The sequence below is a fragment of the Rhizobium sp. P38BS-XIX genome (assembly GCF_012641435.1).
Lineage (GTDB): Bacteria > Pseudomonadota > Alphaproteobacteria > Rhizobiales > Rhizobiaceae > Rhizobium.
Map to the genome: position 1 here is coordinate 95,215 of NZ_JABAIJ010000001.1, position 25,633 is coordinate 120,847.

The following is a 25,633-nucleotide window of genomic DNA, read 5'->3' on the forward strand; positions in this document are numbered from 1 at the left end:
TCAAACCTTTATGCCGTGGGCGGCGAGATCGCTGCGCAGCTTCTCGGCGCCGGTGAAGTGAACTGCATGCCAGCCGGCGGCCCGTGCGCCTTCGACGTTCGGATAGGAATCGTCGATGAAAATGGTCGAGGCCGGATCGAGGTCGAAGCTCTTGGCATGTGTTTCATAGATGGCGACATCCGGCTTGATCAGCCCGATATCGCCGGAAACCGTCACGCCGCGCGGCTTCTTGAGGAAGGGATAGCGAACCTGCGCCTCGCGGAACGTATCGGAGGCAAAGTTGGTCAGCATGGTGACGTCGCGACCTTCGTCGATCAGCCGTTCCAGAATGGCAACGCTGTCTTCATAGGCATGCGGCACCATCTCATGCCAGTATTTGCGGAAACCGCGGATCTGTTCTTCACGCTCCGGATGGTCGGCGAGCAGCAGCGCTTCGGCATCGCTCCAGGTGCGGCCGCGATCTTGCTCCAGGTTCCATTCATGAGTGCAGACATTGGCGAAGAACCATTGGCGCTCGGCATCGTCCGGAATGATGCGGCTGTAAGGAAGGTTCGGATCGTAGTGAATGAGCACCTTGCCGATATCGAAGACGATATGCCGTATTTCCGTCGTCATGGATGAATTCCTGATTGTAGATCTAAACGTGTTTTGCGAACGCATTCGGAATAGCCTGAGCGATCGCTTTTTTCATGACTGTTGGCAGTGCCTGCTCTTCAAGATTTGTAACCGGCGCCCACCATCCGTCAGGGTTGTCTTTCTCGGAAACTGACTTGGCACGCCAGATCGACAGCCGCAGTTCGAAATGCGTGAAGACATGCGTCACGGTGCCGGCCGGCTGCCAGTCGGCCGGGAAGGGGGCCGCCTCGATGCCAGTTTCGCCGTCGACACGTGCCGTCCAGCCTGTGGTCGGAACCTCGGTCATCCCACCCAGCAGGCCGCTTTCGATGCGCCGCCGCAGGAAGATCTCGCCCTCGTCGTTGACGGCGATGAACGCCGCCCCATGCCGCACCGGCTTTTCCTTCTTGGCTGCCTTTACCGGAAAGCGCTCGGGATCATGCTCGGCCAGCGCCTCACAGGCGCCGTTAAAGGGACAGAGCGAACAGACGGGACGCCTCGGCGTACAGATCGTCGCCCCGAGATCCATCATCGCCTGTGCGAAATCGCCGGGACGGTCGGCCGGCGTCAGCAGGGCGACCTTCTGCTTCATCCGCGGCTTTGCGCCGGGCAGCGGCGTGGAAATCGCATAGAGCCGCGAAATGACGCGCTCGACATTGCCGTCCATCACGGCGGCCTGGCGATTGAACGCAATGGCGGCAACGGCGGCAGACGTGTAGTCGCCGATGCCGGGGAGCGCGCGCAAGCCTTCCTCGGTATTGGGAAAACGACCGGCATGATCCGTAGCAACAGCCTCGGCGCATTTCTTCAGGTTTCGGGCACGGGCGTAATAGCCGAGCCCGGCCCAGGCCGCCATGACGTCGTCATTCGTGGCGGCGGCAAGATCGTTGACCGTCGGCCAACGCTCCAGAAACTTTGCGAAATAGGATTTGACCGCCGGCACCGTCGTCTGCTGCAGCATCACTTCCGACAGCCAGATGCGGTAAGGATCAGGCGTGATGCCGCGTGCCGCCATGGGCGGCGAGACGCGCCAGGGCAGATCGCGATGGTGTTTGTCGTACCAGGCAAGCAGCGATGCGGCCGTTGGTGATTCTAAAGTCGTGGTCATGATTTGCCGCGTTGAGGGGAAGTGCTCTATACTTGGCCAAGCTGCGTCGGGCGATCAAGCTCCCGAATGGACAAGAATGCACCGGAAACCCGATTGAGATGAGTTATCCCCGAAAAGGCGAGAAGCAGATTTCCGAGCTGACCAACGGCATCGTCGATCCCGTGCTGGCGAAGCGCGCCGGGATCAATACGGCCTTGCTGGGCTCCTGGGACGAAATCGCCGGCGATGATTTTGCCGAATGCACGCGCCCGGAAAAGATCGCCTGGGCGAAACGCGGTGGCTACGGAGACGATCGCGGCTATCAGCCCGGCGTGCTCACCATCGCCTGCGAAGGCGCGAGGGCTCTCTTCCTCACTCATGCTCAGGGTGAGTTGATCCAGCGCATCAACGGCTTTTTCGGATTTCATGCCGTCAGTCAGATTCGCATCGTCCAGAAGCCGATATCGGCCGCATCGAAACGTTCCCGCACCCCGCCGCCCTTGAAGGGCGAGGCAGCGCGCAAGCTGGCTGATATGATGGATGGCATCGAAGACGAGAAGATCAGGGCAGCCGTTCAGCGTTTGGGCACGGCTATGGTCTGGAAGCGGCGATAGGAGCAGGCCAAACCGCCGGTTTTGTCGATTGTGGATAGAATTTAAGTTGTTTGTCTTTGCCAGGTCACAATTCTTTGAAGAAAGTTGCCCAAGCGTGCCTTGTTAGCGGCAAGCAGCCGTTATATCGCATGAAACATTCTAAGACCTCTTTCAACGACGGGTGACTCTATGCCGATGTCCGACATGCTCTTGACCAAACGCCACCTGCTGGGCGGCTCCGCCGTTGCGGCGCTTTCCGTGGCGTTCGCTTCCTTTGCCGACACCGCATCCGCCGCAAATGCCTCGACGGCATCGGGTGGTCAGGAAACCACCAGCGCCGGTGAGGACACCCCTCCGTCTGCCGACGGCGACGTTAACATGAGCGACGTGCTGAAGCCCGGCCCATTGCCGGAAATCGCTTTCGGCAAGGAAGATGCGCCGGTCAAGATCGTCGAATACATGTCGCTGACCTGCCCGCACTGCGCGCATTTCGCCGTCACCACCTTCGACACGATCAAGCAGAAGTATGTCGACACCGGCAAGGTTCGCTTCATCATTCGCGAATTCCCGTTCGATCCGCGCGCCGCTGCCGCCTTCATGCTGGCCCGCTGCGCCCCGCAGGAACAGTACATGCCGATGGTCGAAATGCTCTTCAAGCAGCAGATCGCCTGGGCATCTCCTGATGTCGACGGCCGCGCCGCACTGCTCCAGATGTCGAAACTCGCTGGTTTTACTGAGGATAGCTTTACGAAGTGCTTGACGAACCAGAAGCTTCTGGATGATGTCAATTCCGTAAGGGAACGTGCAGCCAAGGATTTCGGTGTCAATGCGACGCCGACCTTCCTGATCAATGGCAAGCGCTACGCAGGGGACATGTCTGTTGGTGCCATGTCGAAGCTTATCGACGGCCTGCTCTGATCCGCGCCTTTTTCAACCACAGGCGGGCGGCCGCAGCCGTGCGCCTGTGGTGATCCCATTAGATGACGTGCAAGCTATGGCCACCGGCCGGGTACTCCCGACGGTGGCTTTGCGCGTTGCCTTCCCCTCCCGATGGAGAAGGGGGGATCGCCCATGAAGTTCAACAAGCTTCGTCTCGTCGGTTTTAAATCCTTCGTGGAGCCCGGGGAGTTCGTCATCGAGCGAGGCCTGACGGGTGTCGTCGGGCCGAACGGCTGCGGCAAGTCCAATCTTGTCGAAGCCCTTCGCTGGGTAATGGGCGAGAATTCCTACAAGAACATGCGCGCCTCCGGCATGGACGACGTGATCTTTTCTGGATCCGGCAACCGTCCGGCGCGCAACACCGCCGAAGTCGGCCTTTATCTCGACAATAGCGACCGTACGGCCCCCGCAGCCTTCAATGACAGCGACGAAATTCAGGTGACGCGACGCATCGAGCGCGAACAGGGATCGGTCTATCGCATCAACGGCAAGGAGGCGCGCGCCAAGGATGTGCAGCTTCTGTTTGCTGACGCCTCCACTGGGGCGCGTTCGCCGTCCATGGTCGGGCAGGGACGTATCGGCGAGCTGATCCAGGCCAAGCCCCAGGCGAGACGCCAGCTTCTGGAAGAAGCGGCCGGCATCTCCGGCCTGCATTCGCGTCGCCACGAAGCGGAGCTTCGCCTGCGCGCTGCCGAAAGCAATCTCGAGCGCCTGGACGACGTGACCTCGCAGCTCGAGAGCCAGATCGAGAGCCTGAAGCGTCAGGCGCGTCAGGCCAATCGCTTCAAGATGCTATCCGCCGATATTCGCGCCCGCGAAGCCATGCTGCTGCATATTCGCTGGGTTCAGGCCAAGGAAGCCGAAGCCGAAGCCGATAGCGCCCTCAATCAGGCAACCGTGCTGGTCGCCGAGAAGGCGCAGATCCAGATGGATGCGGCGAAGGCTCAAGGCATCGCCAGCTTCAAGTTGCCGGAACTGCGCGACGATGAGGCAAAGGCTGCGGCTGCACTGCAGCGGCTGCAGTTTGCGCGCAACCAGCTGGAAGAGGATGTCAACCGCATCCTGCGCCGTCGCGACGAACTGACCCGTCGTCTAGCACAGCTCGGCGAGGACATCAGTCGCGAAGAGCGCCTGGTCGCCGACAATGCCGCCATCCTTGCAAGACTGGACGCGGAAGAGGCTGATCTCGCAGAAGTTCTTGCCGATTCCGGCCGCCTTGCCGAGGAGACGCGCGGCGTATTCGAGGAGGCGGCCGCCAAGCTTGCCGACAGCGAGCGCATCTTCACGGCATTGACGGCCGAGCGGGCCGAGGCTGCGGCCGGCCGCAACCAGTTGGAACGCGCGATCCGCGATCTTGCCGACAGAAAGATGCGGCTGGAGCGGCAGGCTGATGAGGCAAACCGCGAGCTGGCCGCCATCGACGAAAAGATGGCCGATCTGCCAGATCCCGGCGAAAAGCGCGATATGGTCGAAGCAGCGGAAGCCGTCGTTGCCGATGCCGAGGCGGCGATCCAGCTGGTTGAAGCAGCCCTTTCCAAGGCACGCGAGACCGAGGCCTTTGCGCGAGGCCCCGTCGAGCAGGCGCGCGCCGGGCTGAATGCGCTTGAAACGGAAGCGCGGACCATTTCAAAGATGCTGGCAGCCGTTGATACATCCGGCGCGTTTTCGCCGGTTGCCGAGGAGCTGCGCGTCGATCGCGGCTTCGAAACCGCGCTTGGAGCGGCCCTTGGCGACGACCTGGAATCTCCGCTCGATCCGAACGCACCGGTCCACTGGTCCGACAATGGCAGCGGGACAGGGGACCCGACGCTGCCGGACGGGGTGCTGCCGCTTATCACGCATGTCGGCGCGCCGGCTGCGTTGACACGGCGTCTGCGCCAGATCGGTATCGTCGCGGCTGATGATGCCGAGCGGCTGATGTCGAACCTGAAGCCCGGGCAGCGCCTGGTCACCAAGGACGGTGCCGTTTTCCGTTGGGATGGCCATGTCACCGGAGCCGATGCCCCGAGCGCGGCTGCGCTGCGCCTGGCCCAGAAGAACCGTCTCTCCGAACTAGAGGCTGAGGCCGAGCTGGCGCGTGATGTTCTGATCGAGGCTGAGGAGCGCCTGTCGGCCGCTGCCGAGGGCATCAGGGCTGAAGAAGGACGCCTCGGCAATGCGCGCGACAGCAGCCGTATCGCCGCCCGTCAGCTCGCCGAAGCGCGTGAAAATCTCGCCGCAGCCGAGCGTGCCTCGGGCGATCTCATCCGTCGCCGTGACGCGATAGCCGAATCGGTCAGCCTGTTGCAGCAACAGCTGGAAGATGTCGCGATGCAGGACGAGAATGCCCGCATCGAGCTTGAGGACGCGCCGGATCTTGCCGGTATCGACCTGAAACTGCAGGCCCAACAGGTCGAGGTCGCGACCGATCGAGGCGCGCTTGCCGAGGCTCGTGCCCGTCATGAAGGCCTGAACCGCGAAAATGAAGCACGCCAGCGCCGCATTCTGGCAATCCGCCAGGAGCGTGACACCTGGCGTCAGCGCGCGGCCAGTGCCGAGGAACACATTCAGACACTCCGCGACCGTGAGGAAGAGGCGCGCGACGAAGCGGCCGAACTGGATCTCGCACCGGATGAGTTCGACGACAAGCGCCGTGCCTTAATGAACGAGCTGCAGAAGGCCGAGGAAGCGCGCCGCGTGGCTGCCGATCGCCTTGCCGAAGCAGAAATCGTGCAACGCGAGGCCGATCGGGCGGCGGCGACGGCCCTGTCGGAACTTGCCGAAAGCCGCGAAAAGCGGGGCCGCGTCGAAGAAAGGCTCGTATCGGCTCGAGAACGGCGGCAGGAAGCCGAGTTGCGCATCCGCCAGACGCTGAACGTCGAGCCGCATGAAGCCATGCGCCTGACCGGCCTGTCCGGCTCGCAGAACATCCCGGATTTGCGTGAAGTCGAGCGGGAGCTGGAGCGGCTGAAGATCGAGCGCGAGCGTCTTGGCGCCGTCAACCTGCGTGCCGAAGAGGAAAGCCGCGAGCTGACCGAGCGGCTGCAGGCGCTGATCAAGGAGCGCGATGATGTCATCGATGCCATCCGCAAGCTGCGCGGCGCGATCCAGAGCCTCAACCGCGAGGGTCGCGAACGTCTGATCGTTGCCTTCGACATCGTCAATGCGCAATTCCAGCGTCTCTTCACCCATCTTTTCGGCGGCGGCACGGCCGAGCTTCAACTCATCGAGTCTGATGATCCGCTGGAAGCCGGTCTCGAAATCCTCGCCCGCCCACCCGGCAAGAAGCCGCAGACCATGACGCTGCTGTCCGGCGGCGAGCAGGCGCTGACAGCCATGGCGCTGATCTTTGCCGTATTCCTCACCAATCCCGCGCCGATCTGCGTGCTGGACGAAGTGGACGCACCGCTCGATGACCACAATGTCGAGCGTTATTGCAATCTCATGGACGAGATGGCGGCCTCGACCGAGACTCGCTTTGTGGTCATCACCCACAATCCGATCACCATGGCCCGCATGAACCGCCTGTTCGGCGTCACCATGGCGGAGCAGGGCGTGTCACAGCTTGTTTCCGTTGATCTCCAGACTGCGGAGCGTCTGCGCGAAATCGCTTGAAAGCGACGATAAAACTGTTCTCGTTTCGACAAGAAATTGCTCTGTCGTCTGCCGCACAGCTCTAAAGCGTGCTAGCGTCGTTCTTAAATCAACAACGTGGGCGCTGATCCGCCCGGAAGGGAAGTATGTCTGACTCGACTGGCGGTATTTTCGATTTTCTCGGAATACTCGCCGTACTGCTGCTTGTTGCCGCCAACGGCTTTTTCGTTGCGGCCGAGTTCTCTCTGGTGTCCGTTCGCCGCAGCCGCGTGACGGAGCTTGTCGCCGAAGGGCGCATGAATGCCAAGTCGTTGCAGAAGGCGGTCGATAATCTCGATGCCAATCTGGCGGCCACGCAGCTCGGCATCACGATTTCATCCCTTGCTCTCGGTTGGGTCGGCGAACCCGCATTGGCCCATCTTCTGGAACCGCTTCTCGATTTTCTTCCCGGAGCCTGGGCTGCCGCCAGCTCTCACGCGATTGCCGTCGCCATTTCCTTCATCATCATCACCGCGCTGCACATCGTGCTGGGTGAACTTGCGCCGAAGAGCCTGGCTCTTCAGCGTAGCGAAGGCACGGCGCTCGGTGTAGTCCGGCCGCTTGGACTGTTTCTCTTCCTGCTTCGCCCGGCGATTACCGTTCTCAACGGTCTCGGCAATCTGGTGCTGCGCCTATTCGGGCTTCGGCCGGGAGCGGGCGAGGGCTCGCTGCACTCACCGGCCGAGATCAAGCTGTTGATCGCCGAAAGCCAGGAAGCCGGTCTTTTGGAGCAGGCGCAACAGGACCTTGTCGAGCGCGTCTTCAATATCGGCAACCGTGATGTCTCCAACATCATGACGCCGCGGCTTGAGGTCGATTGGATCGACGCCGACGACACGCCGGAAGAAATGCAGAAGACTATCCGCGAGAGCCGCTACGAACAGCTTCTCGTTGCACGTGGATCGATCGATGAGCCGCTTGGCATGATCTTGAAAAAGGATCTTCTCGATCAGCTTCTCAATGGCGAGCGGCTGAACCCGATGGCCGTCATCCGCCAGCCATTGGTCGTCCATGAGGCGACCGCAGTCTTCAAGGTGCTGGAAAGCTTCAAACGCGCTCCCGTGCGCCTGGCCATGGTCATCGACGAATATGGCAGCCTTGAAGGTATCGTTACGCAGACGGACCTTCTAGAGGCGATTGCCGGCGATCTTCCCGACATGGAAAATGAAACGCCAGACGTCGTCGAGCGTGCCGACGGATCGCTGCTGATGGAAGGCATGATGCCGGTCTATGAGGCCTTTGCCCGGCTCGGTCTGAAGGAGGGCGAGGAAGAGGTCACCTTCCATACGCTCGCCGGCTTTGCCTTGTATCAACTCGGCCACCTGCCTGATGTCGGCGAAAGCTTCACCTTCGGTGGCTGGCATTTCGAAATTGTCGATCTCGACGGTATGCGGATCGACAAGATTCTGGCGCGGCGAGAGGCCGGGGTTTAGTCTGATTTCTGAGGTTCGTTGTTCAGCAGCAGGCGCTGCAGAAGATGAAGCGTCGACATACCTAGATCTTCGGGAAGTTCGATTTCCTCAGCAATACGGTAATAGCGATTCACGCTATAGCCGATGCCTATGGCAGCTAGTTGGATAACGGACTCTGTTTCAATGGTCTCAATGACTTCGGTTAGATGTTTTGATAGGAAAAGAGGGCCATTTTCGTTGAGTGTGGAATCATCTACCGGGGCACCGTCGGAGATCACCAACAGTAGCTTACGTGTTTCGGGCCGCGCATGTAATCGCTTTGTCGCCCATTGTAGCGCCTCGCCATCAATATTCTCCTTCAGCAAATCTGGCCTCAGCATCGGCTTAAGGTATCCAGCATGCGGAAAATTGCTGTCTGCTGCTCGGTAAATGATATGGAGAAGGTCGCAGAGTCGTCCGGGCTTCGCTTGTCGCGGGCGTTCGGAAAGCCAGTGTTTTCGCGATTGTCCTCCCTTCCAAGATGTTGTCGTAAACCCGAGAACTTCCACCTTGTAGCCGAGGTGCACTAGAAAATCAGTAGCGATATCTATTGTCGCTGCCGCGAGCAATATCGATTGCCCTTTCATCGAGCCGGAATGATCGACTAGGATTGAAACCACAGTGTCGGTGCGCATCTGCTCCGTGGTTTGAATCCGCACGAGCCGCGAAGCCTCTAGGGCGGCGAGATTGCATTCCGCACGCCAATCGAGGAGCGCGCCTTGATATCGTTGCCATGCTGCGTCTAACATTGCGGCGTGCTCAATTGAGATCGGTTCCAGAACTTCGTCCAACTGCCCGGCCCTGAGGGTTTTATCGAACTCGCGTGTGTAGATCCGATAGGACGGGACCGAACCGGCTACAGGCTCGTTTGCTGGTTTCTTAAACAGTGCTCTCAAAAATTGCATCAGCGATTGCTAGCTCTAAACCGATCGGTAATGAAGAGAAATTTGCCAATTTATTCGTATTTTCGTAGTTTGCTCCATATTTATGGTGCGGTGCAACATTTCGCCGTATTTGTCGATTTTCATTTGCCTCTCAATGAATTAAGTTCAACCCAGGGAGTTGGACGAGACAATGACAAAGTGGGTCTATACATTCGGCGATGGCAAGGCCGAGGGAGGCGCCGGCGATTTTGAACGGCTCGGCGGCAAAGGTGCGAATCTCGCCGAAATGTGCAATCTCGGGCTGCCAGTCCCTCCGGGGCTGACCATCGTCAGCGAAGCCTGCACGACCTACTACAAGAACGGCCGCAAGATTTCCGAAGAGCTGAAGCCGCAGGTCATGCAAGGGCTGAAGCGGATGGAGGCGATCACCGGACGCAAATTCGGCGATACCGCGCGGCCGCTGCTGGTTTCCGTCCGTTCCGGCGGCCGCGCTTCCATGCCGGGCATGATGGACACCGTCCTGAACCTCGGTCTCAATGACGCAACCGTGCAGGCGCTCGGCCACGATGCCGGCGACGCGCGCTTCGCCTGGGACAGCTACCGTCGCTTCATCCAGATGTATGCCGACGTTGTCATGGGCCTCGACAACGAAGTGTTCGAGGAGATCCTGGAAGACGAAAAGGCCCGCTTCGGGCACGAGTACGATACGGAACTCACGGCCGTCGAATGGCAGCACGTCGTTTCGATCTACAAGACCGTCATCGAGGAAGAATTGGGCGACGCGTTTCCGCAGGAGCCCGAGGTGCAGCTCTGGGGAGCCGTCGGTGCCGTCTTTGCCAGCTGGATGAATGCGCGGGCCGTTACCTATCGCAATCTCCACAACATTCCCGAGGCTTGGGGCACCGCCGTCAATATTCAGGCGATGGTGTTCGGCAATCTTGGCAATTCGTCCGCAACGGGTGTCGCCTTTACCCGCAATCCTTCGACGGGAGAGAAAGAGCTTTACGGCGAGTTCCTCGTCAATGCGCAGGGCGAAGATGTCGTTGCCGGCATCCGCACGCCCCAGAGCATTACGGAAGCAGCCCGCATTGCCTCCGGCTACGAACGGCCATCGATGGAAAAGCTGATGCCGGAGGCTTTCGGCGAATTCCGCAAGATCTGCGCCCAGCTCGAAGCTCATTATCGCGATGTTCAGGATCTGGAATTCACCATCGAGCGCGGCAAGCTCTGGATGTTGCAGACGCGTGCCGGCAAGCGCACCACCAAGGCTGCGATGCGGATCGCCGTCGATATGGTCGATGAAGGGCTGATTACCGAGGACGAGGCCGTCTCTCGCATTGATCCGATGACGCTTGATCAGCTTCTGCACCCGACGATCGACCCGCGCGTGCGTCGCGAGGTTATCGGCTCGGGCTTGCCCGCCTCGCCGGGTGCTGCCACGGGCGAGATCGTCTTCACCGCGGAAGAGGCGATCATTGCCGAAGAAGAAGGACGCAAGGCAATCCTGGTTCGCATCGAGACGAGTCCGGAAGACATTCACGGCATGCACGCCGCCGAGGCTATTCTGACGACGCGTGGCGGCATGACCAGCCACGCGGCGGTGGTCGCCCGCGGCATGGGCATCCCCTGTGTTGTCGGTGCCGGCACCATGCGCCTCGATATGCGCAACGAGAAACTGATCGGCATCGGCATCACCTTGAAGAGGGGCGATATCGTCACGATCGACGGCTCCACCGGTCAGGTGCTGAAGGGTGAAGTGCCGATGATCCAGCCGGAGCTCTCGGGCGATTTCGGGCGCATCATGGCCTGGGCTGATCGTTCGCGGCGCATGACCGTGCGCACCAATGCCGACACACCCGCCGATGCGCGCGCTGCCCGCTCTTTCGGTGCCGAGGGCATCGGCCTTTGCCGCACCGAACATATGTTCTTCGAGGGCGACCGTATCCATGTGATGCGCGAGATGATCCTTGCCGAGGATGAGGCCGGGCGGCGTGCAGCGCTTGCCAAGCTCATGCCGATGCAGCGGCTCGATTTCACTGCTCTGTTCACGATCATGCATGGCATGCCGGTGACGATCCGCCTGCTTGATCCGCCGCTGCATGAATTCCTGCCGAAGACGGATGAAGAGATCGCCGAGGTGGCGGGCATCATGGGCATGGAGCCGGCAACGCTGCGCCAGCGCGTCGATGCGCTGCATGAGTTCAATCCCATGCTTGGCCATCGCGGCTGCAGGCTGGCGATTTCCTATCCGGAGATCGTCGAGATGCAGGCCCGTGCGATCTTTGAGGCTGCTGTTGAGGCGGCACGCGAAACCGGGGCTGCCGTGGTGCCCGAGATCATGGTGCCGTTGGTCGGCCTGCGCTCGGAGCTGGACTACGTCAAGGCGCGGATCGACGAGGTGGCGCGCACGGTCATGACGGAAGCGAAGATGAAGATCGACTATCTGGTCGGCACCATGATCGAGCTTCCGCGGGCGGCATTGCGCGCCCATATCATCGCCGAGGCGGCCGAATTCTTCTCCTTCGGCACGAACGACCTTACGCAGACGACCTTCGGCATGTCACGCGACGATGCGGCCGCCTTTATTCCGACCTATCAGCGCAAGGGGATTATCGAACACGACCCCTTCATCTCGCTGGATTTCGACGGGGTAGGGGAGCTGATCCGCATCGCCGCAGAGCGCGGCCGGCGTACCCGCAACGACATGAAGCTCGGCATCTGCGGCGAGCATGGCGGCGATCCCGCTTCTATTCACTTCTGTGAGGATATCGGGTTGGACTACGTGTCCTGCTCGCCCTTCCGCGTGCCGATTGCAAGGCTTGCGGCGGCACAGGCGGCGATCAAGGGACGCGCCTGATTCTGCTTGAGCGAGCCGCTGTTGCGCTCAGTGACGCCAATGACGGTGACCATAGTAATATCCCGGGCCCCCGACCACGACAGTGGGTCCCCAGAAGAAATCGTCATTGCTTTCCATGAAGGCCCGTTGATCGGCGCGTCGGCTAAGATCCTGGTTCATCAGGCAATTGGCGAAGTTTTCGCTGCCGCGCCGAAAGCCGTAGCCGGCGCATCTCGACTCGTCCGCCGCTCGGATTTCCTCGGCCGTCTGGCAGGAGGAAAGAACAAATCCAATAGCGAGAAGCGATAAAATAGAAGCAGCGATACGCATGACTTGATGTCCTGAATGCAAATATGCAGTCACGAGTTATAGCCCCGCGTGCCATCGCGGGAAAGGCCTATCATCGTCGCAGGCCTGGCGGTTTACGCGGCTTCTTTCGATCTGCCCGGGAAGCGCTGCAACAGATCGATGAAGGCATCGGCAAAGCGCAGCAAATGCTCGGTATCCTCGTCCGGCTGCAGTAGGCGGATTTCCGCACCATCTTCGTCGAGTGCTGCAAAAAGCGTGCGCATTGCATCGCCTTCCGGAATCCTGATAACGGCCAGCCTGCGGCAGTCGTGAATGAGGCCTGTCGCGGGGAGATCGAACAGGAAATCGCCCTTCACGGCGGAAGCGGCATTTCGAACGGCTTCACAGAAAGCCGGCTCTCCGCCGGAAAACCCTTCAAGTGAGAGCTCGAGCTCGAGAAGTTCAAGTGGCAGGATCGGGTCGGCCGCATCGGCCCCGGCAATGGCTGCAGTTGGCAGCGTTTTGGCAGCGACGTCTTGAGAAAGCATCGGTTCCATCCCATCAAGTCCTTTCACAGCCTCGATAAAACGCTAAAGAATGGCCTTTTTTAGGAATTTAAGCAAGTGCTCACACTTTTGCGCTATGCGCCCAGCTGATTCGGGCATTGAAGGGCGTTTCCGGCAAACGCATGGCATTCGATTTATGTTCACCTTTTCCTGATTTAAACATAAGTCGCTTTTACGGAATCGGTGCATCCGGCTTCCGATCCGACGCGCCGACGAGCCATTGATGACCATTCGTTTCGACCGTCCCGTTTCACATGCCGCCCGCGCCGCGCGCCTGATCGCCGCCTTTGCGCTGGTTCTGTGTGGCGTCACGTTGATCGGACATCGATTTGCGCCTCTGGAAACGCCCTATTTCGTGCTGCTGATGCTGATTTCCGCCGGCTGCGCCGCCGTGGCGGTGCTGCTCGCGCTCATCGGTCTCGTCCAGCTTTGGCAGCATGCTGCCTTGGGTGGAATTTCAGCGGCAAAAGCCATCATTTATGCCGCCTTGCCACTGGTCATCTTCGGGTTTGGCGCCGAGCGCTATTGGACCCGCCCGCAGATCTACGAGGTTTCGACCGATCTCAGCGATCCCCCAGAATGGCTGATAACGCCGGATGCCAAACAGATCTGGCTGCCGCCACGCCATCTGGTGACGCAGCAGGAGCGCGAGGCGCAGTTTGCCGCCTATCCGGCCTTGATCAGCCGTCGTTATGAAGGGGCGGCGGATCGCGTGCTGGAGGCGGTGCGCAAGGTGGCGAGAGATAGTCATATCACCATCGTCAAGGCCGAAGGTGCTGAGGTCGCCGATCCGAATGGTGCGGCCAAGCCGAGGCGGCGCAGCCAACCGACGCCGGCCAGCCCGACGCAAGATGACAGCGCTGTTAGCGATATGCCTGATGTCGTTCCGGTGCCGACGCCACGCCCTTTCCGCGATAGTGTCGCCGACCTGATCCGTCAGAATACCGATGTCCTTCTGCAGGGTGAGACGCGCACGCGCATTTTCGGATTTCCCTGCGATGTCCTCATCCGCCTTCGTGAGGAAGCGGAAACCACGCTCGTGGATGTCCGCGTCGCGTCGCGCTATGGTCAGGATGATCTCGGCGTCAGCGCCGGCATGGCGGACAGCTTTCTGAAAGCCTTGGACGCGGAACTGCTTGGAATTGCCGGCGGCTGATTCCGAGCCTTAACCACCTTGGACATTTCAGCCGGAATAAATGTCGGCGCGACTAGAGCCGTTTCGCTTTTCTTCGAATCGCGAAAATGCTCCCTTTGTTTTTACGCAATTCCGGGCGGAAAACCGCTACGCACTTTTCCTGGAATTGCTCTAGGTGGGGCGATAGATCCCCATCAAAGCGGGCGGCCCATCGGTTTCCACCTGACCCTTTTCGAGCAGATCTTCCAGATGCGCCAGCACCGAAAGCGCGGCTGCGCCATGCAGGCGCGGATCGGTATCGCGATAGATGGCCTTCACCATATCCGGGATCTGCCGGTCGCCGGCCTTGATGCGCTCCAGCACGGCGCGCTCGCGCATGCGGCGGTGGGTTCTGAGGCCTCGCATGAAGGATGCGGGCTCCTTCACCGCTCCGCCGTGGCCAGGCAGGAACAGGCGGTCGTCGCGGGCAAGAAGCCGCTCCAGAGAAGCCATGTAATCCGCCATCGATCCATCCGGCGGCGCGACGATCGAAGTCGCCCAGGCCATGACGTGATCGGCGGAGAAGACGATGCCCGTGCCGTCGAGCGCGAAACAGGCGTGGTTTGCCGTGTGGCCCGGCGTCAGCAGCGCCGTCAGCTGCCAGCCGTCTCCCGCAACGCTTTCGCCGTCGCCAAGAATGATGTCAGGCTGAAACTCGGTGTCAGAGCTCTCGGCAAATGGGTTTATCTCACCCTGATGCAGGGGGCGGGCGGCACGATGCGGGCCTTCGCCGACGGTCAGCGCCCCGGTTGCTTCCTTCAGCCGTCGGGCGAGCGGCGAGTGATCGCGATGGGTGTGGCTGACGAAGATATGCGTGACCTCGCGCCCCTTCAGCGCCGCCAGCAGCGCGGCAAAATGCTCTTCATTCTCCGGGCCGGGATCGATGACTGCGACAGACGAACCGCCGACGATATAGCTGTTGGTGCCGTGAAAGGTGAAGGCGCTGGGATTGTTGACCGTCATCCGCTCGATGCCGGGGGCGGTCGGGACGGCGCGGCCATAGGCGGGCTCAAAGGCAAGGTCGAAGTCAGGCGTGCTCATGATTGCTTGTATTCGATTTCGATAAAGGACATCGGCTCGGAGCCGGCGTTGACGACATTGTGCTCGACACCGGCTTCGCGCCGATAGGCTGCACCCTTGGCGATATCGACGCGGCGGCTTCCGCCGGCTTCTTCAAGCATAAACTGGCAATCGGTCATCGGCACCACGACATAGCCAAGGCCGTGAACATGATGCCCGGTATCGGCGCCCGGCTCGAAATCCCAACGCGTGATGCGAACGACGGCATCGTCGAGAAGCACGGTGGGCACGGCCGGCGGGCGGGCACGAAACTGGCTCATCGGGCCTCCTGATTTCCAACGCAGTGCAGCAAGACCTATCATAGCCGCCTGTAAAGCACACAGAAATATGCGTTCACGCATAACTTAGTGATTGTGGCCGGATGCGACCTTTGCTAATCAGACGCCGGTTTGGCAGGTACATCAGCCATTTCCTCTGTTGGGGCGTCGCCAAGCGGTAAGGCACCGGTTTTTGGTACCGGCATTCCCAGGTTCGAATCCTGGCGCCCCAGCCACAATCACTGACTAAGCGAATGTTGATGTGACTACGGGTAAGTCCTGCCTTTAATCGGAATGTATCGTCATGGGTTGTTTACCGCCGTTTCTTCTGCTCCTCATCGGAGGCGCCATCGGTGCGCTTGTCGGTGGAAAAGAGGGAGTGATGTGGGGAGGCGGTGCGGGATTTATTCTTGGTATTGTCTTGATGGTGGCGCTGATCGGATTGCTGAGAGACGCGCGCCATAAATGAACGCCGTTTTGAGGGGCATCCGCAAAGCCCTTGCACTGAAGTCATGACATGCGGCGCCTGCAGCCGCCGTTCTGGCCAGGCCGAGAAATGACCTCCGTCAAATGAAAAGGCCCGCCGAAGCGGGCCTTTCGTTTAGAGGATCTTCGCCAGGAAGCTCTTTGTTCGATCCATTTGCGGATTGGAAAAGAGCGCTTGCGGAGCACCTTCTTCAAGAATGCGACCGTCATCCATGAAGATCACGCGATGGCCCACCTCGCGGGCAAAGCCCATTTCGTGGGTGACGACGACCATGGTCATGCCTTCATGCGCCAGATTGTTCATGACCTGAAGCACTTCGCCGACCATTTCGGGGTCGAGCGCCGACGTCGGTTCGTCGAAGAGCATGACATCGGGCTCCATCGCCAGCGCGCGGGCAATGGCGACGCGTTGCTGCTGGCCGCCGGAAAGCTCGTCGGGATAGTTGGCTTCCTTGCCGCGCAGGCCGACTTTCGCCAGCAATTCCCGCGCCACGCGGTTTGCCTCTTCCTGTGAGATCTTTTTGACCTTGCGCGGACCGATCGTAATATTGTCCAGGATCGTCAGGTGCTTGAAGAGATTGAACTGCTGGAACACCATTCCGACATGCTGGCGCAGCTTGTGGATATTGGTCTTCGGGTCGGTCAGCATCATCCCGGCGACTTCGATATCGCCGCTGGTCGGCGTCTCCAGCCCGTTGAGGCATCTCAGGAAGGTGCTCTTGCCGCTGCCGGAAGGACCGATGACAACGACGACCTCGTTGTTCTCCACGTGTGTGGAGATACCTTTGAGGATCTCGTGATGACCGAACGATTTGTGGAGCTCTTTAACGCTTATCAACTTGAAGCCTCCTCTCAATATACGATGAGAACTTCGACAGGGAGAAGATCATGATGAAATAGAGGACCGCCACGAAGCCCCATATCGCGAAGGAAGCGAAGGTTTCGGAGATCACGATCTCGCCCTTGTAGACCAGCTCGGCAATGCCGACCGGCGCGAGCAGCGAGGTGTCTTTGATCGTCTGTGCGGCCTGGTTCACCAATGGCGGGATCATCCGCTTGAAGGCCTGCGGCAGGACGATGTAGCGCATCGTCTGGAAGCCGTTCATCGCGATGCTTGCGGCAGCTTCTTTCTGCCCCCGGTCAACGCCCAGAATGCCCGCGCGCACGATTTCCGTGACGTAAGCACCTTCGTTCAGGCTGAGGGTGAGGGCGGCTGCGAGGATCGGGTAGGTGAGCTGCCCGAACCACGCGTTGACAGGCAGAATAGCCGGCAGTCCGAGCACGATGAAGAAAAGCTGGACCAGTAGGGGCGTCGATCGGAAAATCTCGACATAGGCGGTGGCGATCCATCTCAGCGGCGCAACCTTCGAAAGACGCATGAGCGCCGCGACCAATCCGATGACCACCATCAGGACGATAGCGACGAGCGAATATTCGATCGTCAGGAGCAGACCGTTGAGGATCACAGGTAAATTTTGCCGAATGGCGTCCATGAACCGTGCCTTGTTTGTTTATTGTATTTATCGAAGAATTGAAGAAAGTGCGCAGCGCAAATTTGCGCTGCGCAACCTATCATCCAATCACGGAACTTTCGGGAGGCATGAAATAGCGTCTTTCGAGACTATTCCGGAAGTGCAGCCTTCGCCGGGTCCAGTGCTTCATTGACTTCGCCGCTCGTGTCACCACCGAAGTACTTCACGAAGAGCTGGTGATATTCGCCGCTCTTCTTGATCTTCTCGAGGCCGTCATTGATCTTGTTGACGAGATCCGGCTTGGTCTTGCTGATGGCGATGCCGTAATATTCGCCTGTGAGCAGCGGGCCGACGGTCTGCACGCTGTCGGCGTGCTTAGCCTTGAAGTCGATGTTGACGGGGTTGTCGAAGATCACCGCATCCGCACCGCCAGTCATGAGCGCCTGATAGGCGGCGTCGATGTTCTGGAACTGCTTGATGTAGTCGGCCGAGAAGCCGTGGCCGGTGAGGTAATCGACCGAGGACGTCGCCTTCTTGGTGGCGACGACATGGCCCTTGAGATCGTCGAAGCTCTTGATCTCCGAGTCCTTCTTTACCAGGACCGACAGGCCGGACTTGTAATAAGCGTTGCTGAAATTAGCGTTTTCCAGACGGCTCTTCTTGATCGTGATGCCGGCGACGGCGGTATCGATCGAACCGGCCTGCAGGCTCGGAATGAGGCCGTTGAACGGCAGGGTCTTGACCGTGACCGTCATGCTTTCGGCCTTGGCGATGGCATTGATCATGTCAATGTCAAAGCCCGTAACGGCGCCGTCCTTCTCGCTTTCGAAGGGCGGGAACGTCGTATCGGCGCCAACGACGATGCTGGTCGCAGCATCTTCAGCGACCGCAGCGGACGTTCCGCAAATTGTAGTTGCAAGACCGGAAGCCATTGCGGCGACCAAGAAAATAAGTGCTTTGTTTCTCAAGGGGGCTCTCCTTCTTATGGGAGAGCATACATTTGGGCCGCCGCAACAAAATGGATAGCGCGTAACCTTGGACTGCAAGCATCTCCCAAGAATGGTATTTAACGTCAAACTTCGCGGGTCAAGGGTCGAGCGGAAACATTTTGAGCACGATAAAGTGTTTGGATATCCCGAAGATCGGGAATTCTTGTCTTGAATCGTCGAAAATCCGAAAATGCGTGAAGGTTAAGAGTCTTGCTCATAGCATATCGTTTTTCGACCATCCGACGTCCTTGTTGTTGTAATGATGCGGGCAGAAGCCCGTCGCCGCGCCGCAATCCGACTTCAACTTACACGACAGGTTGGCGATGGCGACGAGTGGGCGTGCTTTACCCTTAAAGCTTGTTTGACCTTTTTCCTGCACTCTGATGCCGTCATTTCGATGCGGGCTATCATGAATCAGAAATCCCACGACCTGCTGCTGTCCATCGTTGCTCCCTGCCATAATGAGGAGGAGGGGCTTCGCGAATTTTGCCGCCGGTCGGTCGTGACTGCGCGGGGGATCGCCGGCGAAGCCTTTGAGATCATCCTGGTGGATGACGGCTCCACCGACGGAACCTGGGGTGTCATTGCTTTGCTTGCCGAGGAGGTGCCGCAGGTTCTCGGCGTCCGGCTCATGCGCAATCACGGCCACCAGCTCGCCGCCACGGCCGGCCTTGCCGCTTCGCGCGGTGAACGCGTGTTGCTGATTGACGCCGATCTGCAGGATCCGCCGGAACTGTTGCTGATGATGATGCCGATCATGGATCGCGGCGCGGATGTCGTCTATGGCCAGCGCGTGCGCCGGCAGGGGGAGAGCTGGTTCAAGCTTGCATCGGCTTCGCTCTTTTATCGGTTGCTGTCACGGCTCGCCTCGGTGGCGATCCCGCGCGATGTCGGTGATTTCAGGCTGATGCGTCGGCGCGTGGTCGACATTCTGCTGGCGATGCCGGAGCGCGATCGGTTCATCCGCGGTATGGTCAGCTGGATCGGCGGGCGGCAGGTGGCGCTACCTTACGAGCGCGATGCGCGCTTTGCCGGCACGACGAAATATCCGCTGCGCAAGATGATCAATTTCGCGATCGATGCCATCACCAGCTTCTCGACTGTTCCCTTGCGGATCAGCACATGGCTGGGTCTTGCCAGCGCCGGCTGCGCGGCCTTGCTCTTGATGTATACGCTTGCCCGCTGGATCGCCGGCGAGACCATCGTCGGCTGGTCGAGCATCATGGCCGCGATCACGGCCTTCAGCGCCATTCAGCTGATCTGCATCGGTATCATCGGCGAATATGTCGGCCGACTAGTTCAGGAAAACAAGCGGCGTCCGATGTTCATGATCGAGAGCCTGCTGCAGGGAAATCGTTCCATGGAGATCCCCGGCGATTTCTCCGATATGACTGCAGCTGCCAAGCGCAATGCGCTTGAGGAACTGCTGGCCCAGCCGGCTGAAGTGACGGGCGGCATGCCGCAGGTCAGGGCCAGCCGTTGATGGCACATCAATCCGCGGAAGTGCATACGGACGGCAAAACGAACATGCCCGCCAGCGCAGAAGGCCAACCTTCAGCCGATGCGGATGCCGTCATCGTCAAGCAAAGGCCAGGGATCGTCATCGCCGTCTTCATCGCGACGGTTGCGGTCTTTGTCGCGGTCTTCAAGTTTCCGCCGATCCTCGACTATCCCAACCATTATGCGCGCATGTGGCTTCTCGCCGGCGGTATCCATACGCCGCCTTTCCAGCAGATTTATACCATCGACTGGAACAGAAGCTTCACGAATGTCGGCATTGATTTGCTGGCCTATTGGCTGGGGCCGCTGATCGGTGTGTCGCTGCTGGCACGCAGCCTGCTTTTCCTGGCGATCGTCCTGCCGCCGCTTGGCGCGATCGCCCTTCACCGGCGTCTCCATGCCGGCAGCTATTACTGGCAGATCGCCATCCTCTATTTTGCCTGGTGCGCGACGCTGATCGGCGGCTTCATCAATTTTCAGATCGGGCTTGGCATGGCGCTCCTCTTCGCCACTGCCGATCATGCGCTACAATCGCGAAATTGGCTCTCGCTGTTTGCCTGGCGCCTCCTGGCCGGCCTGTTGTTGACGGTCATGCATATCTTCTCGCTGGGTTTCTATGTGGCGCTGGTCTGCGGCCTCGAATTCTCCCCGACGCTGGCAGCCTTGAGATCGCCGCGGGATTTCCTGCGGCTGTGCGGCAGGCTTGTCGTGGCGATGGTCGCCTGTGCGCTGCCGGCGATCTGCCTCTTTCTCTATCAGCCGGTGTTGCCTAACGGCGGGGATGGTGGCCTTGGCGCGTCCTGGAACGATAATCCGGTTCTGATCCTTTCCAACCTCATGTCTGCCATCTGGAGCTACACGCTTCTGGCGGATATGTTGCTTCTGATCCCGATCGCGCTCATCTGCAGCAATGCGATGCGCACACGCCGGCTGACTTTGCATGCCGGTCTTGCGGTCACCGCCGTTGGTTTGCTGTTGCTTGCCTGCGTCTCGCCCCGTCACGTCCTTGGAACCGGCTGGATCAGCTGGCGGTTTCCCATCATGGCAGCGTTGGCGGCCATGATCATGATCTGCCCTTTGCCGCGTCTGTCGCGCAAACAGGCATTCTCAGTTCTTGCCGTGCTGACCGTAGTGACGCTCGGCCGCACGGCCTGGATCGGCTTCAACTGGTGGGAGGCCGATAGCGAAGTCACCGATGTCCGCACCGTGCTTGCTGCCGTCCCGCAAGGTTCCGCAATCCTGCCCGTTACGATGCAGAGCAAGGACGGACCTCGCATCGCCGATCCCCGCTATTTCGCCTGGAGCCAGGATACATTCCGGCACCTGCCGACGCTCGCCGTGCCCTATGCGCATAGCTTCGTGCCGACAGTGTTTACCGCCAAGGGCAAGCAACCGCTCGGCGTCTTGCCGCCCTGGAGCGATATCGCCGTGCCGGAAGGCAATCTCTTTTCCATCAGCGTGCTGGACTGCCCGCATGAAATCGAGGGAATCTCCGGCTTCACGCCGTATCTTCTCCATTGGCGTCAGCGTTTCGATTTCATCTTGCTCGTCAATGCCGACGTTGAGGATCGCTTCGGCGGGACGATCCCCGGCGGCGTCACATCGGTCGCCGAGACCCCCTTTGCCAAGCTTTATGCCATCGACAAGACCTTCGCGCCGTCTGCCGATGCGCCCCCGCCGAAGAGCTGTGCCGCCTTTGCCGCCGAAAATCATTGACGCTGGAAACGACAACAGGCGGCCCTTGCAGGCCGCCCGCTGGTATTATCTCGTGATGAAGCTTTAGCCTCAGCTGTCAGCGTCAGCCTTGTCGGCCTTTTCCGGCGGCGCCAGAAGTTCGGCGCAGTAGGACGAGCTGTTGACGCCGGGCTGGTCGCCGAGAATCTTGACCGAGCGGATTTCGTAATTCTTGTCGGTGACGATGTCGGCCTTGCAGCTCAAAGAGCGCTTGCCAGCCTTCTTGCCGTCCTTGTTGACGACGGAGACGTTCTTGTAGCCGCCACGCCAAGTGTAGACGCGATCGCCGCTTTCGTCGCGATCGGAGATCGGCGGACCGTAGGCGGCAAAGAAGCGGCCTGCGGACTGGCCCTGCCAGCGATCCTGAACGGGGTTTTTCGCCAGCAGCGGCAGGGCTGCTGTCGTTGTCGTCGTCGTGGTGCTGCAGCCGGCCAGAGCCAGCAACAGTCCAGCCGCGGTGATCATGCGGATATTCATCGTTTCGTCCTTGAGCTTCTGTCACGCATTCGGTCGCGGAAAAGCCGCTGTCCCACGACGTTTCCACCTGTCCCGCCTAGCGCTTTACCGCCAAAGCCGGCAAAAGAAAATTCCCATCCGCGTGTACAAGTCGGATTTTACTTAATCTGTTGCGTGTTTTGCACGCCGGTGGTTTTGGCGCATCTTTCCTGCCGATTTTATAGGCAGCCGCCGCTGTAATCTTTTCGTCAAAAATCAAAAGTTTTTCTGAGATAGGTGCTTGTGCATCAAAAATGGCTGGTCTATAGAAGCGCCGCTGGTCACGGAGTGTAGCGCAGTCTGGTAGCGCACCACGTTCGGGACGTGGGGGTCGAGTGTTCGAATCACTCCACTCCGACCAGCTTAAATCACTGATCTTTTTCCCGAAAAATCCCCTCACATTTTACGCAAAGCCAATTGGCGTCAGAGCATTTTGCGCCATTCTGTCAGCCCGCACGGTCATGCTCCCGATGCCGCGGTTTCGCGCATCCTGTTTCGCTCTGCGCATGCTTTTGCAAAACCTGCTCTTTTTGTCGCGGCAAGCACTATATAGAAGGGAGAAGCGGATGCGGCCGACTCAGGGTACGGGGCGGCTTGTGGGCGCTGGAGCGGAGTGACGGGATGAGTTTTATTGCAGGAGTGGCCGATTTGGCCAGGGAGGGGCTGGCATCTTTAAGGCGGCGCGGTGGCGCTTGGTCCTGCGGTGTCGTCGGCCAAAAGCTCGGGGTAGCAGGCGGCTACGGCATGTTGGCGCTGAGCACTGCTTTCCTTCTGACATCCAGCGACGCTACGGTGCGAGCCGCCGATTGTGGCAATGTCGCCGGTCCTGGCCTTGACTGGAGCGGCTGCAGCAAGTCCAACATCATGCTGCAGAACAGCGACCTCAAGGGTGCAAATCTTTTCGGTGCGCATTTCGACAGCACGGATCTCAGCGACACCAATCTGACCTCGGCCAATCTTGAGAAGGCAACGCTGGTGCGCGCGTGGGTGAAGAACGTCCATGCCGATGGCGCGAACTTCAAGCGGATCGAGGCATATCGTTCCGATTTCAGCAACGTCTCCGCCAATGGCGCATCCTTTGCGAATGCGGAGCTGCAGCGCGCCGTCTTCCGTGGGGCTCAGCTTGTCAATGCCGATTTCCAGAAGGCGGAGCTTGGTCGGGCCGATTTCAGCAAGGCCAATCTCACCGGCGTCAATTTCTCCTTCGCCAATCTTTCCCGTGCGGGGCTGAGCGGTGCCGTCATGCAGGGGCCGGTCTCCTTCAGCGGCGCTTTCATGTATCTCACCCGCATAGAAGGTCTCGACCTGTCGAACGCGACGGGTCTTCAACAAGCCCAGCTCAATCTGGCGTGCGGCGACAAGGACACCAAGCTGCCATCGTTTCTGAAGGCGCCGACAGGTTGGCCATGTCCGCCGGACGATCCGGATGACAAGGACTGAGTTCGGTCCTAAACGGCGAGACTTTCAGGAAGGCGGAATAAGATGTTTGCAGAGAAGACGATCCAGAGTGAGAGCAAGCCCGAATTCTTTCGGGAGTTGGCATCCCAGCTTGAGGCCCTGCTTGCAGGTGAGGCGGATCCGATCGCCAATGCCGCCAATACCTCCGCATTGATCTTTCAGATGCTGCCGGATCTCAACTGGGCCGGCTTCTATTTCCTGAAACAGGAAAACGAACTCGTGCTCGGACCGTTTCAGGGCAAGCCGGCTTGCGTGCGTATCGCAGTCGGCCGTGGCGTCTGCGGGACAGCAGTCGAGCATGCGCAGTCTGTCCTCGTCGAGGATGTGCACGCTTTCCCGGGCCACATCGCCTGCGACGCTGCGTCCCGCTCGGAGTTGGTCGTGCCGCTTCTTCGCGATGGAGCCGTGTTGGGCGTGATCGATCTCGATAGCCCGATTGTCCGTCGCTTCGATCGTGATGACCAAGCCGGAATCGAAGCTCTTGCCGCGATCTATGCTGCGTCATGCAAAGCGGATCGTTGAGAAACCGTCTGAGCCAAGGCGTCACGCAGTCGTGATCGATATGGCAAATCGACTGCGCGATACCTATATTGGCTCTGCAACCACTCCCTTAGCGCTGATCGAGCTTCATCCGGCCCTTTCGAGTCCTCATTCAGGACACCCGGCCAAGCTCGGAAGGCGTGCCGAGGGGCAAGGAGAATAACAATGGGCACATACAGCAAGACGGCAGAGGCGATAGCCAAGCTTACCCCCGAGCAGTATCGCGTGACGCAGGAAAGCGGCACGGAACGTCCCGGCTCCGGTGAATATCTCTACAACAAGAAGTCGGGCATCTATGTTGACATCGTCTCGGGCGAGCCGTTGTTTGCCTCGGCGGATAAATTCGATTCCGGCTGCGGCTGGCCGAGCTTTACCAAGCCGATCGAACCCGCGAATGTCAGCGAACTCACCGATATCTCGCACGGCATGGTGCGTACGGAAGTGCGCTCGGCCAGCGGCGACAGCCATCTCGGCCATGTGTTTCCGGACGGTCCCATCGATCGCGGCGGACTTCGCTATTGCATCAATTCGGCTTCGCTTCGTTTCGTGCCGCGTGACCGCATGGAAGCAGAAGGTTATGGTGCCTACATCGATCAAGTGGAGGATGTAAGATGACAACGGAACGTGCAGTTCTCGCCGGCGGTTGCTTCTGGGGCATGCAGGACCTCATCCGCCGCTATAACGGCGTCATCTCGACGCGCGTTGGCTACAGCGGCGGTGATGTCCGCAACGCCACCTATCGCAACCATGGCAGCCATGCCGAGGCGATCGAGATCATTTTCGATCCGCAGAAGATCAGCTATCGGGACCTCCTGGAATTCTTCTTTCAGATCCACGATCCGAGCACGCGCAATCGCCAGGGCAACGATGTCGGCATGAGCTATCGCTCGGCGATCTTCTACGCCAGCGAAGAGCAGAAGCAGGTTGCTCTCGACACGATCGCCGATGTCGACGCGTCAGGCCTGTGGCCTGGCAAGGTGGTCACCGAGGTAACGCCGGTCAGTGATTTCTGGGAGGCCGAGCCGGAGCATCAGGATTATCTGGAGCGCTATCCGAACGGCTATACCTGCCACTTCCCACGGCCGAACTGGAAGCTGCCACGTCGCCAGGTCGACGCGGCACAGCGCGCGGCTTCCTGATGGGAGGATCGGCCGGCATCGACCGGCTGAGCGCTTTCCTCGGCACGTGGGACGTGAAGCGACGGATCATCGATCGCTTCAACCGCTCCCTGATCACATTCGAGGGGCAGGCGTTCGTAACGCCTGTCCAGTTCGAGGAGCACGGCGATACGCGTAGCGAACACGCGACGCTGAGAAGCAGCCGTACCTACCGGCTCGACAACGCAGGCGGCGATCTCGTCGTGCGTTTCCCCAATCTTTCGGAATTCGTTCGCGTCGGTGTAGGAGCCTCGCAGCGCGTTACCCATCATTGCGGCGCCGATCTATATCGCGGTCGCCTGTTCTTTCGCTCGCCCGATATATGGGCAGAGATGTGGCATGTGCGCGGGCCCAGAAAAAACTATCTGAGCCTCGCGCACTACCGGCGGATTTGACCCGAGCCAGTCTCCCGCAAGGGAG

Annotated in this window: 24 protein-coding genes and 2 tRNA genes; 15 read left to right on the forward strand and 11 right to left on the reverse strand. The window is 59.8% G+C overall.

The features are described from left to right. Both HGP17_RS00465 and mutY read right to left on the reverse strand, forming a co-directional pair. Complete coding sequence (locus HGP17_RS00465) at positions 1–615, reverse strand: HAD family phosphatase (protein WP_168804924.1); 615 nt, start codon at positions 613–615, stop codon at positions 1–3. Positions 616–637: 22 nt separating this feature from the next. Then, on the reverse strand, positions 638–1,726 hold the full coding sequence (gene mutY, locus HGP17_RS00470) for an A/G-specific adenine glycosylase (RefSeq protein ID WP_348648899.1): 1,089 nt from the start codon (positions 1,724–1,726) through the stop codon (positions 638–640). A 95-nt stretch (positions 1,727–1,821) separates the two neighbouring features. On the opposite strand from mutY, the gene HGP17_RS00475 reads away from it, so the two are divergent. From HGP17_RS00475 to HGP17_RS00490, 4 genes are all read left to right on the forward strand, one after another. Next, on the forward strand, positions 1,822–2,316 hold the full coding sequence (locus tag HGP17_RS00475) for a DUF721 domain-containing protein (protein WP_168804927.1): 495 nt from the start codon (positions 1,822–1,824) through the stop codon (positions 2,314–2,316). 168 nt (positions 2,317–2,484) lie between these two features. After that, entirely contained in the window at positions 2,485–3,213 is a 729-nt protein-coding gene (locus tag HGP17_RS00480; RefSeq protein ID WP_168804929.1) for a DsbA family protein, read from the forward strand. Positions 3,214–3,366: 153 nt separating this feature from the next. Beyond that, positions 3,367–6,828 carry a chromosome segregation SMC family protein gene (locus tag HGP17_RS00485; protein WP_168804932.1) on the forward strand — a complete coding sequence of 1,154 codons (3,462 nt, stop codon included), beginning with the start codon at positions 3,367–3,369 and terminating at the stop codon, positions 6,826–6,828. Positions 6,829–6,953: 125 nt separating this feature from the next. Then, on the forward strand, positions 6,954–8,279 hold the full coding sequence (locus HGP17_RS00490) for a hemolysin family protein (RefSeq protein ID WP_168804934.1): 1,326 nt from the start codon (positions 6,954–6,956) through the stop codon (positions 8,277–8,279). Here HGP17_RS00490 and HGP17_RS00495 read toward each other — a convergent pair. Continuing rightward, positions 8,276–9,202: a hypothetical protein gene (locus tag HGP17_RS00495; protein WP_168804937.1), complete on the reverse strand. Its 927-nt coding sequence runs from the start codon at positions 9,200–9,202 to the stop codon at positions 8,276–8,278. The genes HGP17_RS00490 and HGP17_RS00495 overlap by 4 nt on opposite strands. 169 nt (positions 9,203–9,371) lie before the next feature. Between HGP17_RS00495 and ppdK the strand changes: the two genes are divergently transcribed. After that, entirely contained in the window at positions 9,372–12,038 is a 2,667-nt protein-coding gene (gene ppdK, locus HGP17_RS00500) for a pyruvate, phosphate dikinase (protein WP_168804939.1), read from the forward strand. Positions 12,039–12,065: 27 nt separating this feature from the next. Here ppdK and HGP17_RS00505 read toward each other — a convergent pair whose 3' ends face one another. Together HGP17_RS00505 and HGP17_RS00510 are read right to left on the reverse strand one after the other, a co-directional pair. Continuing rightward, on the reverse strand, positions 12,066–12,347 hold the full coding sequence (locus tag HGP17_RS00505) for a hypothetical protein (RefSeq protein ID WP_168804942.1): 282 nt from the start codon (positions 12,345–12,347) through the stop codon (positions 12,066–12,068). Positions 12,348–12,439: 92 nt separating this feature from the next. Beyond that, a complete protein-coding gene (locus HGP17_RS00510; RefSeq protein ID WP_168804944.1) occupies positions 12,440–12,853 on the reverse strand; it encodes a hypothetical protein in 414 nt (137 codons plus the stop codon). Positions 12,854–13,094: 241 nt separating this feature from the next. Between HGP17_RS00510 and HGP17_RS00515 the strand changes: the two genes are divergently transcribed. After that, a complete protein-coding gene (locus HGP17_RS00515; RefSeq protein WP_168804946.1) occupies positions 13,095–14,027 on the forward strand; it encodes a DUF1499 domain-containing protein in 933 nt (310 codons plus the stop codon). 150 nt (positions 14,028–14,177) lie between these two features. Here HGP17_RS00515 and HGP17_RS00520 read toward each other — a convergent pair whose 3' ends face one another. Both HGP17_RS00520 and HGP17_RS00525 read right to left on the reverse strand, forming a co-directional pair. Continuing rightward, positions 14,178–15,086 (reverse strand): MBL fold metallo-hydrolase, encoded by a 909-nt coding sequence (locus tag HGP17_RS00520; protein WP_168804948.1) that lies wholly within the window; start codon positions 15,084–15,086, stop codon positions 14,178–14,180. Beyond that, positions 15,083–15,385: a cupin domain-containing protein gene (locus HGP17_RS00525; RefSeq protein WP_168804950.1), complete on the reverse strand. Its 303-nt coding sequence runs from the start codon at positions 15,383–15,385 to the stop codon at positions 15,083–15,085. The genes HGP17_RS00520 and HGP17_RS00525 overlap by 4 nt, the downstream gene beginning before the upstream one ends. A gap of 158 nt (positions 15,386–15,543) precedes the next feature. On the opposite strand from HGP17_RS00525, the gene HGP17_RS00530 reads away from it, so the two are divergent. Then, positions 15,544–15,618 (forward strand) — tRNA-Gln (locus tag HGP17_RS00530). A gap of 365 nt (positions 15,619–15,983) precedes the next feature. Here HGP17_RS00530 and HGP17_RS00535 read toward each other — a convergent pair. The 3 genes from HGP17_RS00535 to HGP17_RS00545 all read right to left on the reverse strand — a co-directional run bounded on the left by HGP17_RS00535 (position 15,984) and on the right by HGP17_RS00545 (position 18,308). After that, the gene (locus tag HGP17_RS00535) at positions 15,984–16,706 is read right to left on the reverse strand and encodes an amino acid ABC transporter ATP-binding protein (RefSeq protein WP_168804952.1); all 723 of its coding nucleotides are present in this window, start codon (positions 16,704–16,706) and stop codon (positions 15,984–15,986) included. Further along, positions 16,693–17,361 carry an amino acid ABC transporter permease gene (locus HGP17_RS00540; RefSeq protein ID WP_168804955.1) on the reverse strand — a complete coding sequence of 223 codons (669 nt, stop codon included), beginning with the start codon at positions 17,359–17,361 and terminating at the stop codon, positions 16,693–16,695. The genes HGP17_RS00535 and HGP17_RS00540 overlap by 14 nt, the downstream gene beginning before the upstream one ends. A 128-nt stretch (positions 17,362–17,489) precedes the next feature. Further along, positions 17,490–18,308, reverse strand: coding sequence for a transporter substrate-binding domain-containing protein (locus tag HGP17_RS00545; RefSeq protein ID WP_205925766.1), 819 nt, complete (start codon positions 18,306–18,308; stop codon positions 17,490–17,492). A 430-nt stretch (positions 18,309–18,738) separates the two neighbouring features. Between HGP17_RS00545 and HGP17_RS00550 the strand changes: the two genes are divergently transcribed. After that, the gene (locus HGP17_RS00550) at positions 18,739–19,812 is read left to right on the forward strand and encodes a glycosyltransferase family 2 protein (protein ID WP_168804957.1); all 1,074 of its coding nucleotides are present in this window, start codon (positions 18,739–18,741) and stop codon (positions 19,810–19,812) included. Beyond that, positions 19,812–21,545 carry a hypothetical protein gene (locus HGP17_RS00555; RefSeq protein ID WP_205925767.1) on the forward strand — a complete coding sequence of 578 codons (1,734 nt, stop codon included), beginning with the start codon at positions 19,812–19,814 and terminating at the stop codon, positions 21,543–21,545. The genes HGP17_RS00550 and HGP17_RS00555 overlap by 1 nt, the downstream gene beginning before the upstream one ends. Positions 21,546–21,614: 69 nt before the next feature. Here HGP17_RS00555 and HGP17_RS00560 read toward each other — a convergent pair whose 3' ends face one another. After that, on the reverse strand, positions 21,615–22,040 hold the full coding sequence (locus HGP17_RS00560) for a hypothetical protein (protein ID WP_168804959.1): 426 nt from the start codon (positions 22,038–22,040) through the stop codon (positions 21,615–21,617). Positions 22,041–22,342: 302 nt separating this feature from the next. Between HGP17_RS00560 and HGP17_RS00565 the strand changes: the two genes are divergently transcribed. The 6 genes from HGP17_RS00565 to HGP17_RS00590 all read left to right on the forward strand — a co-directional run bounded on the left by HGP17_RS00565 (position 22,343) and on the right by HGP17_RS00590 (position 25,608). Further along, positions 22,343–22,419, forward strand: a tRNA-Pro gene (locus HGP17_RS00565). A gap of 383 nt (positions 22,420–22,802) precedes the next feature. Next, complete coding sequence (locus HGP17_RS00570) at positions 22,803–23,498, forward strand: pentapeptide repeat-containing protein (protein WP_168808011.1); 696 nt, start codon at positions 22,803–22,805, stop codon at positions 23,496–23,498. 42 nt (positions 23,499–23,540) lie between these two features. Continuing rightward, the gene (locus tag HGP17_RS00575; RefSeq protein ID WP_168804961.1) at positions 23,541–24,038 is read left to right on the forward strand and encodes a GAF domain-containing protein; all 498 of its coding nucleotides are present in this window, start codon (positions 23,541–23,543) and stop codon (positions 24,036–24,038) included. Positions 24,039–24,221: 183 nt separating this feature from the next. After that, the gene (gene msrB / locus HGP17_RS00580) at positions 24,222–24,671 is read left to right on the forward strand and encodes a peptide-methionine (R)-S-oxide reductase MsrB (RefSeq protein ID WP_168804963.1); all 450 of its coding nucleotides are present in this window, start codon (positions 24,222–24,224) and stop codon (positions 24,669–24,671) included. Continuing rightward, a complete protein-coding gene (gene msrA / locus HGP17_RS00585; RefSeq protein WP_168804965.1) occupies positions 24,668–25,195 on the forward strand; it encodes a peptide-methionine (S)-S-oxide reductase MsrA in 528 nt (175 codons plus the stop codon). Before msrB ends, msrA begins: the two co-directional genes overlap by 4 nt. After that, a complete protein-coding gene (locus HGP17_RS00590) occupies positions 25,195–25,608 on the forward strand; it encodes a DUF6314 family protein (protein ID WP_168804967.1) in 414 nt (137 codons plus the stop codon). Before msrA ends, HGP17_RS00590 begins: the two co-directional genes overlap by 1 nt. The last annotated feature ends 25 nt before the right edge of the window (positions 25,609–25,633 follow it).